Origin of the sequence: Sphingomonas sp. Xoc002 (assembly GCF_050408055.1) — a bacterium.
Taxonomy (GTDB): domain Bacteria; phylum Pseudomonadota; class Alphaproteobacteria; order Sphingomonadales; family Sphingomonadaceae; genus Sphingomonas; species Sphingomonas yabuuchiae.
Genome location: NZ_CP191175.1, coordinates 1,606,112 through 1,623,136 on the forward strand (window position 1 = coordinate 1,606,112; position 17,025 = coordinate 1,623,136).

13 protein-coding genes are annotated in these 17,025 nt (G+C 63.0%); 8 read left to right on the forward strand and 5 right to left on the reverse strand.

Annotated features, from left to right (window positions below; all coding sequences use genetic code 11):
- The first annotated feature begins 237 nt into the window (after positions 1–237).
- Both ACQR50_RS07235 and ACQR50_RS07240 read left to right on the forward strand, forming a co-directional pair.
- Positions 238–1,317, forward strand: a complete 1,080-nt coding sequence (locus ACQR50_RS07235; RefSeq protein ID WP_428970387.1) for a sodium:calcium antiporter — start codon at positions 238–240, stop codon at positions 1,315–1,317.
- Between the two features lie 368 nt (positions 1,318–1,685).
- Positions 1,686–3,680, forward strand: a complete 1,995-nt coding sequence (locus tag ACQR50_RS07240; protein WP_428970388.1) for an alpha/beta hydrolase family protein — start codon at positions 1,686–1,688, stop codon at positions 3,678–3,680.
- 298 nt (positions 3,681–3,978) lie between these two features.
- Here ACQR50_RS07240 and xth read toward each other — a convergent pair whose 3' ends face one another.
- The 3 genes from xth to ACQR50_RS07255 all read right to left on the reverse strand — a co-directional run bounded on the left by xth (position 3,979) and on the right by ACQR50_RS07255 (position 6,952).
- Positions 3,979–4,803, reverse strand: coding sequence for an exodeoxyribonuclease III (gene xth, locus ACQR50_RS07245; RefSeq protein WP_428970389.1), 825 nt, complete (start codon positions 4,801–4,803; stop codon positions 3,979–3,981).
- A 7-nt stretch (positions 4,804–4,810) separates the two neighbouring features.
- Positions 4,811–6,604: a DNA ligase D gene (ligD, locus tag ACQR50_RS07250; RefSeq protein ID WP_428970390.1), complete on the reverse strand. Its 1,794-nt coding sequence runs from the start codon at positions 6,602–6,604 to the stop codon at positions 4,811–4,813.
- A 156-nt stretch (positions 6,605–6,760) separates the two neighbouring features.
- On the reverse strand, positions 6,761–6,952 hold the full coding sequence (locus tag ACQR50_RS07255; protein ID WP_428970391.1) for a DUF3606 domain-containing protein: 192 nt from the start codon (positions 6,950–6,952) through the stop codon (positions 6,761–6,763).
- Positions 6,953–7,069: 117 nt separating this feature from the next.
- Here ACQR50_RS07255 and ACQR50_RS07260 point away from each other — a divergent pair, with 117 nt between their 5' ends.
- From ACQR50_RS07260 to ACQR50_RS07275, 4 genes are all read left to right on the forward strand, one after another.
- Complete coding sequence (locus tag ACQR50_RS07260) at positions 7,070–7,810, forward strand: DUF72 domain-containing protein (RefSeq protein WP_428970392.1); 741 nt, start codon at positions 7,070–7,072, stop codon at positions 7,808–7,810.
- Between the two features lie 88 nt (positions 7,811–7,898).
- The gene (locus ACQR50_RS07265) at positions 7,899–8,393 is read left to right on the forward strand and encodes a hypothetical protein (RefSeq protein WP_428970393.1); all 495 of its coding nucleotides are present in this window, start codon (positions 7,899–7,901) and stop codon (positions 8,391–8,393) included.
- Between the two features lie 64 nt (positions 8,394–8,457).
- A complete protein-coding gene (locus ACQR50_RS07270; RefSeq protein WP_428970394.1) occupies positions 8,458–9,330 on the forward strand; it encodes a SirB1 family protein in 873 nt (290 codons plus the stop codon).
- 175 nt (positions 9,331–9,505) lie between these two features.
- Positions 9,506–11,395 (forward strand): gamma-glutamyltransferase family protein, encoded by a 1,890-nt coding sequence (locus tag ACQR50_RS07275; RefSeq protein WP_428970395.1) that lies wholly within the window; start codon positions 9,506–9,508, stop codon positions 11,393–11,395.
- Positions 11,396–11,456: 61 nt separating this feature from the next.
- Here the strand turns inward: ACQR50_RS07275 and ACQR50_RS07280 are convergent, their stop codons facing one another.
- Positions 11,457–12,812 carry a serine hydrolase domain-containing protein gene (locus tag ACQR50_RS07280; RefSeq protein WP_428970396.1) on the reverse strand — a complete coding sequence of 452 codons (1,356 nt, stop codon included), beginning with the start codon at positions 12,810–12,812 and terminating at the stop codon, positions 11,457–11,459.
- A 112-nt stretch (positions 12,813–12,924) separates the two neighbouring features.
- Between ACQR50_RS07280 and ACQR50_RS07285 the strand changes: the two genes are divergently transcribed.
- On the forward strand, positions 12,925–13,572 hold the full coding sequence (locus ACQR50_RS07285; RefSeq protein ID WP_428970397.1) for a glutathione S-transferase: 648 nt from the start codon (positions 12,925–12,927) through the stop codon (positions 13,570–13,572).
- 111 nt (positions 13,573–13,683) lie between these two features.
- On the opposite strand, the gene ACQR50_RS07290 is transcribed toward ACQR50_RS07285, so the two are convergent.
- The gene (locus ACQR50_RS07290) at positions 13,684–15,891 is read right to left on the reverse strand and encodes a prolyl oligopeptidase family serine peptidase (RefSeq protein ID WP_428970398.1); all 2,208 of its coding nucleotides are present in this window, start codon (positions 15,889–15,891) and stop codon (positions 13,684–13,686) included.
- Between the two features lie 72 nt (positions 15,892–15,963).
- Between ACQR50_RS07290 and ACQR50_RS07295 the strand changes: the two genes are divergently transcribed.
- The gene (locus tag ACQR50_RS07295) at positions 15,964–16,851 is read left to right on the forward strand and encodes a LysR family transcriptional regulator (RefSeq protein ID WP_428970399.1); all 888 of its coding nucleotides are present in this window, start codon (positions 15,964–15,966) and stop codon (positions 16,849–16,851) included.
- Positions 16,852–17,025: the final 174 nt, after the last annotated feature.

Consider the following 17,025-nt stretch of genomic DNA (forward strand, 5'->3'; position numbering starts at 1 on the left):
GGCGCTGTTGCGGCCTGATCAGTCGCGCGCGTGATTGGCTCGAACGTTCATCTACCGCGCATGAGGCTACCCGTTGGCAACATGAACGGACGGCAGAACATGGGAAGCCAAAAACAAGCCTCGAATGACCGCAAATGGGTCGTCACCGATATCGCAGCTGAATCGGCGTGGAACGCATATTCCGTCAGTTCGCTAAGATCGACCACCTGTCGCACACAGGCAAACTGAGAGCTCTCCATGTTCAGCGGTCTTAGCCTGCCAATCTTGCTCGCGATCTTCGCCGCCTGCGCAGGCGTAATTTGGATCGCTGGCGTAAAGCTCGCTAATACGACCGACATCCTCTCCTCACGGCTCCATCTTGGCAATGCGTTGGGCGGCATCATCGTGCTTGCCGTAGCCACCAATCTGCCCGAGATCGCCATCACGGTCAGTGCCGCCCTGGCCGGCAATTTGGGGGTAGCGGTCGGCAACATTTTGGGCGGCATTGCAATCCAGACGGTCGTTCTCGCGGCGATGGATATCGCCATGAAGGAAAAAGTACCCCTGACCTATCGCGCTGCCAGCCTAACGTTGGTTGTAGAGGCGGTGCTCGTCGTGGCGGTCTTGATCGTGTCCATCATGGCGACGCAGTTGCCAAGTACGCTTATTGCTGCCCGCCTGACCCCTGGGGCGGTTTTGATTGCGGTCCTATGGGTGATCGGCGTGTGGCTCTCCAACAAAGCAAGCAAGGGACTGCCATGGCAGGATACGAGCGGCACCGCTCCCGACGGCCAAAAAGAGCGCAAGGGACACTCACAGGCAAAAAAGGATGACGCGTCTGGCGAGAAGGGTGAGAGCACTCTCCGCGTTGCATTAGTCTTCGGCGCGGCTGCGCTGGCGACCCTAGCAGCCGGTGTGCTGCTGGAACGGAGCGGCGATGCCATAGCTGAGAACATCGGTCTCAGTGGTGTCCTGTTCGGCGCAACAGTGCTTGCAGCGGCCACATCGTTACCCGAACTTTCGACCGGCATTACGTCGGTCCGCTTGAAGGATTATCAACTCGCGGTCAGCGACATATTCGGCGGGAATGCCTTTCTCCCGGTCCTCTTCCTATTGGCCGTCGTCATTTCCGGTAAGGCGGTGCTACCTGACGCTCAGGCAAGCGACATCTATCTCGCAGGTCTTGGCGTCCTGCTTACCTGCGTCTACGCTGCAGGCCTCATATTCCGGCCCAAGAAACAGATGTGGCGCATGGGAATCGACTCCCTCGCGGTGATCACCCTCTACACTCTCGGCGTAGGCGGCCTGTTCGCAATATCCAGCGGTCACGGCGGTTAATCCAGTATCTTGGACAGGAATAGAGATAGAAAACATGTCTCCCAAGCAATCCGTGTTGCCGATGAACGCGCGTCAGCAACCAAGCGCAGTCAAGGAGCCGCGAACGACTGATTATGTGTCTTGCCGGTCGCGGAAGGCGCACTGCAGCTGAATCAGGTCGGCAAGTCGCATCAAGCCGAAAAATCGAGCAAGGGGCGGGGGAGTAGCGCGGCGCTTCGAAGGCAAACGTTATCAGGACCAACCTCGTCGTCACTTTCACGCGGCGGTTCGCGTCACGACCGTGTGACAGACGTATAATATCAGTTAATTAGCTGGTGCCCGTCCTCGCCCATGGCTAGCAAGGAGCCAAATTCGGGGGAGGTACGACGATGAAGCGCAGGACGATGATGCTCGCAGGTTTTGCGGTCATGTTGGCGAGCGCTGCTAGTGCGCAGACGGCGCAGGATGCCGCCAAGGCGTTCGGCATGCGCGAGGACGTGCAGCAGGTCAGCATCTCGCCCGACGGAACGCAGCTCGCGCTGGTGCGCGCGATCGCCGGTGCGGGTAGTGCGGTTTTCGTCTTCGACCTCGTCGCCGGCTCACGGCTGTCGACCGTACTCAGTGCGACCGGGCGGCCGGACCAGATTTCCTCCTGCAACTGGTCGACGCCCAAGCGGCTGATCTGCAATATCTCGACGCTGATGATGTCCAACGGCATGCGCTTGCGGTTCAGCCGCGTCGTGTCGATCAATTCCGACGGCAGCGACCTCAAGCAACTGAGCGGCGAAACGCGCGACAGCGTCTACGGTCCGGCACAGTTCGGCGGCGGGGTTATCGATTTGCTTGGTGATGACGGCGCTGGCGGATCGGTGCTGATGACGCGTGTCCATGGGACACAAAGTCAGACGGGAACGCTGCTCGCCGCCACGGTCGCCGGATTGGGCGTCGAGCGGGTCGACACCACCACCTTACGCCGACAGGCGGTCGAGCGGCCGAACGGGCACGCCGATCAATACATCACCGACGGTCACGGCACGGTGCGCATCATGGGCGTCGCGAGCGCCGCGGACAGTGGCATGCTCACCGGCAAGACCACCTATTTCTATCGTAAGCCCGGTGATCGCAGCTGGCTGCCGCTATCGGTCGTGACATCTAATGGCGCGGGTGTGGCCACCGGCTTTGATCCTTGGGCGGTCGACCGCGATCTTAACGTCGCCTATGGCTTCGACGCGCAGGGCGATCGCAGTGCACTCTTCAAGGTTTCGCTCGACGGCAGCCTCAAGCGCGAGCTTGTTCTCGACAATCCGAACGTCGACGTCGACGGCATCGTCCGTATCGGTCGGCAGCGGCGCGTCGTCGGCGCCAGCTTCGCCACCGACCGACGCCAGGTGGTGATCTTCGACCCTACGCTGAAAGCGATCGCCGCCTCGCTCAGCAAGGCTCTGCCTAAGCAGCCGATCGTCACCATTGTCGATGCGACCGCCGACGAACAGAAGCTGGTGCTGTTTGCGGGCAGCGACGTCGACCCGGGCCATTTCTATCTGTTCGACCGTACCGCGCGCAAATTGTCGCCGATCCTGCCGGCGCGTCCAGACTTGGAGGGCAAGACGCTGTCGCCGGTGAAGGCGATCACCTTCAAGGCGGCGGACGGCACGATGATCCCCGCCTATCTGACGCTGCCGCCGGGCGGCGCGGACAAGGGGCTGCCAGCAATCGTGCTACCGCATGGCGGACCGGGTTCTCGCGACGAATGGGGTTTCGACTGGCTATCGCAATTCTTCGCCAGCCGCGGTTATGCGGTGCTCCAGCCCAATTTCCGCGGCTCGACGGGCTATGGTTCCAACTGGTTCCAAAAGAATGGCTTCCAGTCGTGGCGCGTCGCGATCGGCGACGTCAACGATGCGGGGCGCTATCTGCTGTCATCGGGCATCGCCGCGCCGGGAAAGGTCGCCATCTTCGGCTGGTCTTATGGCGGCTATGCGGCATTGCAGTCGGCAGTGCTTGATCCCGACCTATTCAAGGCAATCGTCGCCGTAGCGCCGGTGACCGACCTCGAGACGCTGCGCACCGAGCACAACGATTTCGTCGACTATCGCCTGGTCGATGCCTTTATTGGGCATGGCGAGCATGTTCGCTCCGGATCGCCCGCGCAGAACGCCGATCGTATCAAGGCGCCCGTCCTGCTGTTCCATGGTGATCTTGACCAGAATGTCGCGGTCGGCGAGTCACGGCTGATGGAGAGCAAGCTTCGCGCTGCCGGTAAACAGGTGCGGTTCGTCGAGTATAAGGGGCTGACGCATCAGCTCGACGACTCGGACGTGCGCACCGATATGCTCGGCAAGAGCGACACGTTCCTGCGTGCCACGCTTGGGATGAAGGACTAATTCGTAGGAAGGACACGGGAGCGAGCGAGGGGAACGTCGCATAAGTGCGCATTACTTAGGGGCCGCCCGCCTGACCATTGAATCACCTCTACGCCCAAAGCGGATGGTTGGCTTCACGCATTCGCAGCGCTCTCATGCCTAATTCGAGCTGATACTGTCTCGAAGGTCGACATGAATGAACGTCTGAAGTGCGATAGCAGGCAGGGGGCAATGAATGTCTGGGTTCGGGTCTTCGTTGTACAAGAGTAGATAACCAGTCCCTAAACCGACGTTCATACTCCCTATTGTACGAGGTCTTTCATTCGTGAGCTTTGTCTTTCCGCGGGGGTCTCCGCTTCTTGACTGGCATCTCTGCAGTAAGCCGGATCCATGTCGGCGCATGGTCGCTGGTCTGCTCCCAGCCGCGCACCTGCCTGTCCACCTGCGCGTCCTCGAGCCTATCGGCGAGTGCTGGGCTGAGCAGCAGATGATCGATGCGGAGACCAGCATCCCGCCCGTAAGCGTTCCGGAAATAGTCCCAGAAGGTGTAGATCGTCTCATCCGGGTGAAGAGTGCGGAGCGAGTCCGTCCAGCCCTGGTCGATGAGGCGCGCGTAGAGCGCCCGGACCTCGGGTGCGAAAAGGGCATCCTTCGTCCAGCGTTCCGGTTTGTAGACGTCGGTTTCCGTCGGCATCACGTTGAAGTCACCGGCGAGCACTACCGGCAGGCCGCTTTCGAGCAGCGTCGCCGCGTGCGCGATGAGCTTCTCGAACCAAGCGAGCTTGTAGTCGAACTTGGGGCCGGGCAGCGGATTACCGTTCGGCAGGTATAGCCCGCCGATGATGATGCCGTTCACTGCGGCCTCGATGTAGCGGCTCTGCGTCGGGTCGGGGTCGTCCGGCAATCCGCGCCGCGTCTCGTGGATCTCGCCGACACGGCTGAGGATGGCGACCCCGTTCCAGCTCTTCTGGCCGTACCAGATCGCGTTGTAGCCGAGGTCGCGGATCGCGGTTGCCGGGAATTTCTCCTGCGGCGCCTTCAGCTCCTGCAGGCAGACGATGTCGGGCTGCTCATCCTCAAGCCAGCGCAGCAGCACCGGCAGGCGGCCGTTGACCCCGTTCACGTTGTAGGTGGCGATCTTCATGGGCTTTTCAGAGATCCGGCAGGATCTGGTCGGCACGACCCCAGCCGGCGAGTGCCTTCGAGCCTGCACGCTTCACCAGTTCGGCGGCATCCCCGACATGCCAATGCGCCGGCTTGTCGATCGTTTCCATCTCCTTCCAGGTGATCGGCACGGCGACGGGAGCGCCGGGGCGTGCGCGCACGGCGTAGGGCATGACCGCCGTCGCGCCCCGCTGGTTGCGGAGGTAGTCGACGAAGATGCGGCCTTTGCGCTGCGCCTTCGGCAACGCTGCCGTGAAGTTGTCCGGGTCGTTCTGGGCTACGGCCATCGCGAGGCGTTGGGCGAAGTCCTTCACCTCCGGCCACTCGGCTTGCGGGGTCAGCGGAGCTATGACGTGCACACCCTTGCCGCCGGTGACCATCGGGAAGGTTTCGAGGCCGATCTGCTTGAGGATGTCACGGAACTGGAACGCCGCGCGTCGTACGGCCTCGAAGTCCAGGCCCTCGTCTGGGTCGAGGTCGAAGACGAGGCGATCCGCCTTCTCCACGTCCTCGATGCGCGCCCCCCAGCCGTGGAACTCGATCGTCCCCATCTGCACGCAGGTTAGAAGGCCGTCGGGCGTATCGACGTAGAGGTACGGCTCTTCATGGCCGTCCTTCTCCAGGATCGCGACATGATGCACGTCCGTGCCGAAGGTGCCGGCGTCGTGCTTCTGGAAGAAGCACTTCTTCGCCCGCCCTTGTGGGCAGCGGACGAGGCTGATCGGCCGGCTGCCGACCCACGGGAGCATGATTGGAGCGACGGCGGCATAATGGTCCGCGAGTTGTCCCTTGGTGACCCCCCCTTCGGGATCGATGACGCGGTCTCGGTTGGTGATGACGACGCTCGATGCGACGTCGGCAGCTACGCTTGCAACCGCCGCCTCCGTCTCGAGCACGACGGCTTCGGCCTTCTTGTCGGCGCGCAGGCCGAGGTAGCTCGGATGGCGCAGGGTGCCGTCCTTCGTCATCTCGGTGTAGGCGATTTCCGCCACTAGCGTTGGTCTGATCCAATGCGCGCCCTTCACCGCCGAACGCGGCGCCTTGACGGGGACCTCCTCGCTGGCGAGCGGTTCCATCAGCTCGCGGAGCTTCAGGATCTCGTCGTTGTCGAAGCCGGTGCCGACCTTTCCCGCATAGCGGAGCTTGCCGTCCTCGTGGACGCCGAGCAGAAGTGATCGGAAGCCGCGGCCCTTGTCCGATGACGTCCAACCGACGATCACGAACTCCTGTTGCTTGATGCACTTGGTCTTGAGCCAGGTGCCGGCGCGCGAACCAACGTAGGGCGCATCGGCTCGCTTGGAGATGACGCCCTCCAGACCCGCGCCGCAGAACTTCTCGAACAGCGCCTCGCCCTTGCCGACAATGTGGTCCGAATAGTGGATGGGTCCGGAGTTCCCCTCGAGCAGCTTCGCCAAGCGCTTCTTGCGCTCGACCAGCGGCAGGCTCGTCAGATCCTCGCCGTCGAGGCTGAGTAGATCGAACCCGTAGAACTCCAGTCGACCCGGCTCGGCCTTGATGGCGGATTGCAACGTCTGAAAATTCGTGCGGCCGTCGGCATCGATCACGACAACCTCACCGTCGATCAGTGCCGAGTTCGACGGAAGGCTCTCGGCTGCCGCCACGATCGACTTGAACTTGTCCGTCCAGTCCAGACCGGATAGCGTGAACGCATGGGAGACGCCATCGCCGATGCTCAGCAGACATCGGTAGCCATCGAATTTAAGCTCGTGCAGCCAACCGCTTCCCTCGGGCACCCGATCGACCAGCGTGGCGAGTTGCACGGGTTGGAACGGAGGTGCGGAAGCGCGGACTTTTGGACCTCCTAAAGCGCCTGCCTCATCAGTCCTGCTGTACCTCCGCGCCATGTGATCAGCGTCCCCGATGCAGTAATTGCAGGGTACGAACGGACGGACGGAGCGGCTCGAGGGAAACCTTGGTCATTTGGCCTTCTTGAGCTTCTCGGCTGCCTCGTTGAGCTTTTCGCGGTCGTTACCCACCTTCTTGATGAGGTCTTCCGCCTGCTGCGTGGTGATGCCGTGCTTCTTGGCGAAGTAGCTCACCTCGTAGCCCTCTCCGCCGGCAACCCGCGCACGATCGCCGGCGCCGCGCTTGCTCTTGTCGTCAGCCATGAGTCTTCTCCTTGGCAATAAAATCGACAGCCGTTCAAACTGGTTCCGAAACGATGTGCTCCATTCAGCGAAAATCTCGATGATGGAACGGTTTAGGTCGTGCAGGGTAGGTGGCCCATGTCGGCACTCATAGGAACCGCTGGCTGGGCGATCCCGGCCATCGACAGGGTCTCGTTTCCGGAGGATGGAACCGCGCTGCAGCGCTATGCGGCGGTGATGCCGTGCCTTGAGGTCAATTCCTCCTTTCACAGGCCGCATAGACGGGCCATCTGGGAACGGTGGGCGGCGTCGGTGCCTGATGGCTTCCGCTTCTCGGCCAAGATCCCCAAGGAGATCAGCCATATCCGAAGATTGGTGGACGCGACGGAGGCGCTCGACCGCTTCCTGGCTGAGGCAGGCGGTCTCGGTAGCAAGCTCTCGGTCATCCTTCTGCAGCTGCCGCCGAGCTTAGCGTTCGATGCCTCAGTCGTATCCTCCTTCCTTGCCGCGGCGTCGTCGCGCACCGAAACCCGGATCGTTTGCGAGCCTCGTCATGCGAGCTGGTTCACGCGGGGGGCCGACGCGCTTCTCGTCGACCACGAGGTCGCACGTGTCGTGGCGGATCCCGCAGCGGTGTCGGACGCCGCAAAACCCGGCGGGTCGCGCGGTCTCACTTATCGCAGGCTGCATGGCTCACCCGTTATGTACCGATCGGCCTACGGGGAGGAGAGGCTACGTTGCTACGCGAGCGAGATCGTCGCGGATCTCGCCGCGGAGCGACCTACGTGGTGCATGTTCGACAACACCGCCTCGTCCGCGGCGCTCGGCGACGCGCTGAACCTGATCCGGCTGCTCGCGTCTTCGTCCCTGGAACGCTGAGCTCGACGCCTAGGCGGCGATACCGTGAACGGGCGCAGGCGTCGAGCGTTCGTACGACGAACCGCAGCCCGGCCGAATGGAGAGCAGCATGGTGGCGACCGACCTCTCCCCGATGGAGGCGAAGCTGGTATCTGACCTGCCGGACGACGAAGGGCGGCAGTTCGAACCCAAGTGGGATGGGTTCCGCGCCCTCATCTTCCGCCAGAGCGACACGGTCGAGATCATGTCGAAGTCCGGCAAGCCTCTCAGCCGTTACTTTCCCGAGGTGGTGCAGGTTATCCGTGAGGTCGGCTGCCCGGCATTCGTACTCGACGGCGAACTCATCCTGCCAGTCGGCGACGTGCTGTCGTTCGATGCGCTGCAGGCCCGGCTCCACCCGGCAGTCAGCCGCGTCGAGCGTCTTTCGCGCGAGACGCCCGCTCAGGTCATGCTGTTGGACTGCCTGATGGTCGATGACCAGGATTTGCTAAACCGACCGCTCGCAGAGCGTCGGGCGCGTCTGGATGCCTTCCACCGTTTCCATGGCGGCCCAAGCATCGCACAAGGCGCCGCTCTGCATGGTCTGCGTCGCCGACTGCGATGAATGAGCGTCCGCTTCCGGAAAAGAACAAAATGCCGGTGAATGGCTGGAACTGGGTCGGTGTCCCGTGTGGCTGACCGATAACAGCTGGAAGCCTGCCCCCTTTGCGCAAACCAAAGCGAACACCATCTTGGAACGCATGGATAATCTTGAAGACCTGGGTCTGGTAGACGATGATGACATCGTCCTAGACGAAGCCTCGCTCGCGCTGGCGCTGCTCGATCACGACAAGATCGACATTGGCCTATATGAGGACGTGCTTTCTGACATTGCATCGCGGCTCGACGGGGTAGGCGCCGGTGTTGTCGATGCTTCGGAGCGTGCTGCCTGCCTTGCACAGGTGCTTGCCGAGGAGTTCGGTTTTTCGGGTGACGCGGAGACGTATGACGATCCTGACAATGCCGACCTGATCCGCGTTATCGACCGTCTGCGCGGTCTGCCGATCAGCCTGTCGATCCTGTACGTGGCCGCGGCTCGACGCATCGGCTGGCCCGCCGAGATACTGAACGTTCCTGGGCATGTGCTCGTCATGCTCGGGCATGAGGCCAACCCTGTCATCATCGATCCATTCCGCGGAGGCGCGCTCGTTGGTGTCGAACAGATCACTGCGTTGCTGGCCTCGGCAAAAGGCGGCGCCTCGGCCGCAGTGCGGCACGTAGCGGCCATGGAGAACCGCGCGATCCTTGTTCGCCTGCTACTCAACCAGGCAACCCGTGCAGAGAAAGCCGGTAAAGGTCGGCGGGCTTTGGTGCTTTACAGCCGGATGACGTCGATCGCGCCAAACTATCCCCATCCCTGGTGGGAACGCGCCCGACTGGAACTCATCGACAATGACGTAACCGCCGCCCGCGCCAGCCTTACAGCGATGCTCGAAATCACGCGTGAGCCAGCTTTGCGAGGACGGGTTACCGGCATGCTGAACGCGCTTGTTGCAGGATAGAGGCCTACCAGTTTCGGCTCTATTCGAATGCCATTTTCAGCTGGCGGGCGACGATCAAGCGCGAATGGGGAAAGCCGGCATGGCTGAATGAACGGCAGGCCGGAAGCGCGTGACACGCCTTGTACTTCTTCGACACCTTGGTGAGGATGTGCACCAAAACCGGGGAGAAGCCGTTATGCGTCGTCGAACTTTTCTTGCCGCCGTGCCGGGGGCGGCGCTTTTGCCCGGTTCGGTTATCGCGGAACCACAGCAGGATAGCACGCGCGTATCCAGTGGGCAGGGCGCGCCAGGTCCAGGGCAGGGCGGCGCGCCTCAGCCGGAGATTCCGTCGCTCCCGAAACGCTGGGAGGTGGGTGCCGATCGCTTTTTACGCCCCGACGTCACCGCGGGCGATCGGCCGGTCGGGGCGAGCTTCGCGTCCCGCACGGCGGCATATGGGCTCAACGGCGCTGCGGGTACGGCCCATCCACTGGCGACCCAGGCCGGCATCGACATCCTGCGGAAGGGCGGGTCGGCGGTGGATGCCGCCATCGCGATCAATGCCTGTCTCGGGTTTTTGGAGCCGACCTCCAGCGGCATAGGTGGTGATGCCTATGCGATGATCTGGGATCCGAAGCAGCGCAAGGTCGTCGGGCTGGCGGGATCGGGCGCGTCGCCGCGGGGGCTCAGCCTGGAGACAATACGGTCGCGGGCGCGGGGCGGTGCGCTGCCGCCGCTGGGCGCTGTGACCGTGTCGGTCCCGGGGGCGGTCGATGCGTGGTGGACGATGCACCAACGCTATGGCCGGCTGCCTTGGGCGCAGTTGTTCGAACCGGCGATCGCCCATGCCGAGGCGGGAGCGCCGGTGCCCGACATCATCGCTTATTACATTCGGCGCAGCATGGCCGCGTTCCGCCGACCCGGCAACGGCATCGAGGAGACGGCGAACGCGCTGCGAACTTATGGACTCGCCGACGGTAAGGGACCGGCGACGGGCCAGGTGTTCCGCAATCCCGACCTCGCACGCACCTATCGTGCTATTGCAAAAGGCGGCCGAGACGCGTTCTACGCCGGCGACATCGCGCGCGTCATCGATCGTTACTTCAAGCGTATCGGAGGCTGGCTTCGGTACGAGGATCTTGCCGCGCATCGCTCCGAATGGGTCGAACCGCACCGAACGGGCTATCGCGGCGTGGATGTGCACGCGCTTGGCGCGAACACGCAGGGCATCGCTACGCTGCAAATGCTCAACATCCTCGAGACCTTCGATCTGGGCGATGCCGGCTTCCAGTCGCCATTTTCGATTCATCTGCAGGCGGAGGCGAAGCGGCTCGCTTACGAAGACCGCGCGCGCTTCTACGCCGACCCGCATTTCAGCAAGGTGCCGGTCGAATGGCTGATCTCGAAGGAATATGCGCAGGCGCGGGCGAAGCTGATCCGGCCCGATCGCATCCTCGAACCCGTTTATCCGGGCCAGGCGCCGAGCCACGGCGACACGACCTATTTCAGCTGTGCCGACAAGGACGGCATGATGGTATCGATGATCCAGTCGAACTTCCGTGGCATGGGGTCGGGCCTGGTTGCCGACGGGCTGGGCTTCATGTTCCAGGATCGCGGGCAGCTGTTCAGCCTGAAGGACGGCCACCCCAACATCTATGCGCCCGGCAAGCGACCGTTCCAGACGATCATTCCCGGCTTCGCCACACGCGGAGGTGATCCGTGGATGAGCTTCGGCGTGATGGGCGGCGATATGCAGCCGCAGGGGCAGACGCAGATCATCGTCAACCGTGTCGACTATGGCCTCGAGATCCAGTCCGCGGGCGATTCGCCGCGCTGGCACCATGAGGGATCGTCGCAGTCGATGGGGGAGGATGCGGCAGGGCTAGGCCCACGTGGCTTGCTGCGGCTGGAGACTGGCGTGCCGATGGCGACGCGGCAGCGGCTTGCCGAAATCGGGTGGGCGATCGGCGAGCCCGACGGTGGTTTCGGCCGCTACGAATGCGTGGAGTATCGCATGGACGGCGCGACCCGCGTTTATGCCGCGGCGAGCGAGATGCGCGCCGACGGCTGTGCGCTGGCCTATTGAGGAGACGCTGCCCAAGCGGTGTTGACGAAGCGGTAGCACGCCAGGCGAGGGGAGCGTGGCGCTAGGGCAGCGCTGTGGCGACATCGGCGGCAAAGCGCGCGATGTCGAAACGCGCTGCGCCAGGATCCTCGCCGCGTCTCACGATCACCAGATGTCGCGCAGGGATAACCATCACATATTGCCCGCGGTTACCCTGTGCGGCAAAACTGCCCACCGGCAGCCCCTGTCGGGGGCCGAACAGCCACATCGTTGCGCCATAACCGGGGCCGCTCGGCGGCTGGGGTCCGCTCGGCGTCGTCATGGTGTTTAACCAGCCCGCCGGCAGCAGGCGCTTGCCCGCCCAGACGCCGTCCTGGGACCAGAATAGTCCAAGCCGCGCGAGGTCGCGGGCGGTCGACCACACCTGGCTGGAGAGGACGTAGTTGCCGTGCCAATCCGTCTCCGCGACCGTGTGCGCCATGCCAAGCGTGCCGAACAACTTGTTCGGCCACATGCGGTACCTGTCCTCGCCAATCCGCTGCCGTGCGGCATAGACGGCGAGAAGGATGTCATTGTTCGCATAGCGAAAGCGCGTCCCGGGCTGGGCCTCCAGAGGCCAGGACACCGCTTGCTCATCTACGGCCGTGCCGCCGAAATAGATCGCGTCGGTGCGGTTGCCGGCGGTGTCGCTATGAAGGCCTGACGCCATACGCAGAAGGTTGTCGAGCGTGATCGATTGTCGCGGGTCACCGGCGCTCCACTGCGGCACAACGGCTGGCCCTTGGAGCGCCCCGGCATCGACAAGGCCTATCAGCGTTCCGGCGATCGACTTGCCGACCGACCAAGTCCGGTTCGACACGTACGGCCCAAAGCCGCTGGCGTAACGTTCGGCAACGACTTTGCCGTCTTTCACGACGATCACGCCTGCCGTCTTCGCACCGGCGCCATAGCCACCGGCGAACGCTTTGCCTACGGCTTCAGTCAGCGGCACGGAAGGGCGCGCTACGTTACCGGCATCGCCCTGCGGCCATGGGCGGGGATCTGCCCCCGCGATCGGTGGTGGTGCGGCCGATGCCTTGCCCGCCGGCGCCTTGCTGCCGATCGGCAGCGTCACGCAGCCACGGCCATTGCGCCAGACCGCGTATCGCGGTGGCAGCGCGGGGTCGAAGGCAACGGCGACGGACCCACGCGCGCGGTCGATCTGCGCGGTGAGCGTCGGCACAATCTTGTCATATTCGGGATAGATGCCGGTCAGTTCGTCGGCATCGATCTGCGCCGGGGTCCGACCGGCGTTGAAGAGGCCCGAGCAATAGAGTGCGGCCTTATAGCCCGCCGCCACCGCGCGTGGGTAGGTGCCGGCCGCAGGCTGGGCGACGATCTGGGCGTTCGCGGGACCCGCCAGGAGCAGGGCGAGGACGACTGACTTTGATATCCGCATCGTCGCATCATTCCATTACCCCCCGGCTACGGCAATCCACTTATCCGAAGCGTGCCGCTCAGCGTTCCCCTGTCTGGGGATTTCTGTGACAAGGAATGGGCAGTATGCCAGGATGATGGCCGCCCATATCCTATACAGCTTTCGTCGTTGTCCGTTCGCGATGAGGGCGCGATTGGCACTGGGCATCGGTCGCGTGCGCCATGAGCTTCGGGAGGTCAGGCTTTCCGACAAGCCTGCGGAACTGCTCGCCGCGTCGCCCAAGGGCACAGTGCCGGTGCTTGTGACGGCGGAAGGTGCCGTGCTCGACGAAAGCCTCGCGATCATGCGTTGGGCGCTGCGTATCCGGGACCCGGAAGATTGGCTCGCTCGTGACGATCCCGCGCTGATCGCAGCCAATGACGAAGTGTTCAAGCACCACCTCGACCGGTACAAATATCCTGATCGCTATGGCTCGGACCCAACCAGGTATCGTGATCTTGGCTTCGAGTTTCTACAAGATCTGGAGATGAGGATCGGGGTTGGCGGTCAACTCGGCGGCACAAAGGCGGGTCTGACGGATGCCGCCATCATGCCTTTCGTAAGGCAGTTCGCCGGGGTCGATCGAGCGTGGTTCGACAACCTGTCCCTGCCACGGCTGAAGCCATGGCTCGCCGATCATCTCACTTCCAATCTCTTTGGAAGGATCATGCACAAGGTTTCTCCCTGGTCTCTGGACGGGACGGCGATCGTCATCGAAGGGCTGACGAATGCAGATCGGTGACGTGACGCTAGCTGAGCAAACAGCGGCCAGGCTGCAATTAACGAGCGTCCGCTTTCAGGAGGGGGCCGCGCGCCGTTGAATGGCTGATATTGGGTCGTCGCAGCGGCGGTTTTACGTAGGCTTATAGGCACCATCCGTTGACGGGAATGCCAGCGTACGCACGAAAAAGCGGATCACGTCGTCCCGGTAATAGGCTCCGGCCGGTCCTTCCGGATCATGAGCGACGCCAGGCATTACCAGCTGCTCGACCGGCTTATTCGCGCGGATCAGCGCATCGACCATCCGCATACTGCTCGACAATGGCGCGTTCACGTCGGCCGTGCCGTGCATGATCCGCAGCGGCCCCGACAAATGCTCGGCAAGCGCAAGGTTTGAGCCTGCGGCATAGCCGCCGGGGTTGTCGGCAATCCGGCCCATGTCCGGTTCGTTGACCAACGCATCCTCATCAAGCGCGCCCGGAGCACCGGCGTAGCCGGCTTTGAAGAAGTCCGGTGACGCCAACATCGCGCGGATTGCAAAATAACCGCCCCAGCTGTGACCGTGGATGCCGACTCGGGTAAGGTCCATCCAGGGCCGCGTCTTGGCGAGTTGGTGCAACCCTGTCACATAGTCCGAAATCTCACTCTGACCGATCTTGCCATAGGTCGCATCGCTAAACGCCTTGCTGCGGCCTGCGCTTCCCCGCACGTCGATCGCGACGACAACAAAACCAGCGGCGGCCAGCGCCTCGGCGCGGCGCATCATCGTGTTGCCGGTGTAGGTGCGTGAGAGAACCGTCCCGAACGGACCGCCATAGATGTAGGCGACGACCGGATAGCGTCGCGTCGGATCGAACCCGAACGGGTGATACAGCGCGCCGTGGAGCGATGTCACGCCGTCAGCCGCCAGAGTGCGGATCGGCTCAGGGGGAGCATAGCCGGTCGCGGCAACAGCCCTCGAATCGGCGATCGTCAGCGGCGTCCGGCCGGTGCCATCGGAGCGGATCAGGTCCCGCCTGCGGGGGCTGGTCCATGATGAGTGGCTGTCGACCAGATACCGGCCCGATGGCGAAGATAGTGCCATGTGGACGCCGCGGTCGACCGCCACGGGGCGCAACGCGTTACCCTTCAGGTTTCCGCGATACAGGCGTTCGTCATAGGGCGCGGCAGGATCGGCGGCCGTCACCAACAGCGTGCCGTCATCGCTCACGCCATCCACCCGGACGACGGGAAACGCGCCGCGTGTCACCTGAAGAATCAGGCGACCAGCGTCGTCATAATGGTAGACATGCCGCCACCCATCACGCTCCGACATCCACAGGAACCCGTGCCCCGCCGCAAGCGGCACGACCTGCTCACGCCAGCCGCCGACCGCGAAATTAAGGTCCGCGACTTTGGTGTCCCGCCGTTCCTCCCGAAGAAGCCGCCGAACCCGCCCGTCACGTCCGATCGACAGGAGGTCGAGCCGTTTGCCGTCACGCGCGAGATGGAGGACGAGCGCGGCGCCGTCGCTACGCCAATCAGCCAGCCAGTCATATCCCTCGTCCTGACCGTTTGACACTTCCCGCAATTCGCCGCTGGCCGGATCGAACAGATGCAGCCGCGCGCTGGCGATCGGCGTACCTACTTTGGGATAGGGGACCATTACCACCTGTTCGCTCGCGGCGGTGTAATCGACGACCGGAATATGGTGCACCATGCGGCTGTCGATCAGCCAGACGGCCAGCCGGCCGTCGGGTGACCAGGGCTGTTCGGGCAGCTCCCATGCAAGATCGGATGTCCCGGTACGCTCTATCACGGTACGGCCCGCCACGTCGAATACCGCAAATCCCTCGCCCTGTTGTAATACAATCCGGTCGCGGCTGGGTGATATGATCCCTCCTGCCAGGTGCCGTGCGTCCATCCCGCCCTTTTCGATGCGTCGGACGTCCGGCTTTGCAAAATCGAGCCGAAATCCATTGCTAGCATAGTCGAAAACCAGGCCACGCTCGTCCGGCGTCAGGACAAACGGCATCTGCTCAGGAAGTGCCGCATCGTGCCCTGTCAGCGCGGCCAGCTGCTTATGCAGTCTGACGGGGGTGATGATCGGACGGCGTTTCCGCCGCTCAGCATCGACCATTACCCAGGTTCCGGCCATCGGGCCGATCGCGTCCCAGAACACGAGCTGTTCGCCATGCTGTAGCCAGCGCGGTGCGACCATGCTGTCGCGGATGGCTCGCGGCCAAGCCTCGACCCGCGCGGCACGATCGAGCCGCGAGGCGGTATCGTCGAGCGATTGGGCCGCGATGAAGCCCGATAATTCCAGGGAAACGGCGACGGCTAAGCAGAACAGGCGGATCATGATCCCGCTCTAGCTCGCGCTATTCCGATAATACCAATATATCGTTGAAGCCTTATCGAGATAGAAACGATCATGATAGACCTACGCCAACTGCAGTTGTTCGTGTCGGTTGCCGAGGAGCTGCATTTCGGCCGGGCTGCCGCCAGGTCGGGTATGTCGCAACCGCCGTTCAGCCAGCAAATCCTGCGTCTCGAACGCGATTTGGGTGTCGCCCTGCTCCATCGTACCAGCCGCCACGTCTCATTGACATCCGCCGGTATGGCGCTGCTCGTCGAAGCCCGCGCGTTGATCGCCAGGCGGGATCGTATCGTCGATATGGTCAGGAGGACGGCAATTGGGGCGGCCGGAACCCTGCGCATCGGCTTTGCGGCATCGTCTGCCGTGGGTGTCCTGCCGATCATTGTCCGAGACCTTCGCCTAGCCTTGCCTGACGTGAGCTTGCAGATCGACGACCGCGACGGAGTCGACATCGCTGCTGCCATACGCCTTGGCACCCTCGATGCCGCCATCGTTCGCGGGCCGTTCCCCGCGAAGGATATCATGGTCGAGACACTTTACCGTGACGGCTTGGTGGCCGTGTTGCCGGGGTCGCACCCGCTTGCCGGGCGAGCGGACCTGGCGATCAGCGACTTGGCGGGCGACGATTTCATCCTGTTTCCCCGAATGGGCGCGCCGGAATTGTACGATACGATCATCGGTCTTTGCAGCGGGGCGGGCTTTTCGCCTGCCGTCGTTCAGGAGGCCAGCGCCTGGCTTTCCGTCGTCGGATTGGTTGAAGCCGGTTTGGGCATAACGATAGCACCAGCCCTAGCCGCGCGAGGCTGTCCGCAGGGCGTCGCGGCAATACCGGTTACAGGCACATTCGACCGCACCGAACTTCAGATCGCCTACCGACGAGGCGAATTGCATCCGTTGGTTGCGCGCTTCCGTGAAATTGCTCTGTCAGCGATGCAGACTTGAGGGTTTCGCTTCGAACCACCGTGATTTCCATGAGTGGCTTTTAGGCGGCAGGTTGGCCTTGGCTGTATTGGCATTGGCAGCATGAACGAATGGCAGCCTGTAAAGAAGCTGACAGGTGTTTCAAACGGCCGGGATTGGGTCGGCTCAGCCGGTTCGCGTCACGTGGGCGAGAAG

Excerpts from the sequence above, each read along its gene's own strand:
- ACQR50_RS07235 (WP_428970387.1), top strand. The coding sequence starts at position 238 with ATGTTCAGCGGTCTTAGCCTGCCAATCTTGCTCGCGATCTTCGCCGCC.
- ACQR50_RS07240 (WP_428970388.1), top strand. The coding sequence starts at position 1,686 with ATGAAGCGCAGGACGATGATGCTCGCAGGTTTTGCGGTCATGTTGGCG.
- xth (WP_428970389.1), bottom strand. The coding sequence starts at position 4,803 with ATGAAGATCGCCACCTACAACGTGAACGGGGTCAACGGCCGCCTGCCG.
- ACQR50_RS07255 (WP_428970391.1), bottom strand. The coding sequence starts at position 6,952 with ATGGCTGACGACAAGAGCAAGCGCGGCGCCGGCGATCGTGCGCGGGTT.
- ACQR50_RS07260 (WP_428970392.1), top strand. The coding sequence starts at position 7,070 with ATGTCGGCACTCATAGGAACCGCTGGCTGGGCGATCCCGGCCATCGAC.
- ACQR50_RS07265 (WP_428970393.1), top strand. The coding sequence starts at position 7,899 with ATGGTGGCGACCGACCTCTCCCCGATGGAGGCGAAGCTGGTATCTGAC.
- ACQR50_RS07275 (WP_428970395.1), top strand. The coding sequence starts at position 9,506 with ATGCGTCGTCGAACTTTTCTTGCCGCCGTGCCGGGGGCGGCGCTTTTG.
- ACQR50_RS07280 (WP_428970396.1), bottom strand. The coding sequence starts at position 12,812 with ATGCGGATATCAAAGTCAGTCGTCCTCGCCCTGCTCCTGGCGGGTCCC.
- ACQR50_RS07285 (WP_428970397.1), top strand. The coding sequence starts at position 12,925 with ATGATGGCCGCCCATATCCTATACAGCTTTCGTCGTTGTCCGTTCGCG.
- ACQR50_RS07290 (WP_428970398.1), bottom strand. The coding sequence starts at position 15,891 with ATGATCCGCCTGTTCTGCTTAGCCGTCGCCGTTTCCCTGGAATTATCG.
- ACQR50_RS07295 (WP_428970399.1), top strand. The coding sequence starts at position 15,964 with ATGATAGACCTACGCCAACTGCAGTTGTTCGTGTCGGTTGCCGAGGAG.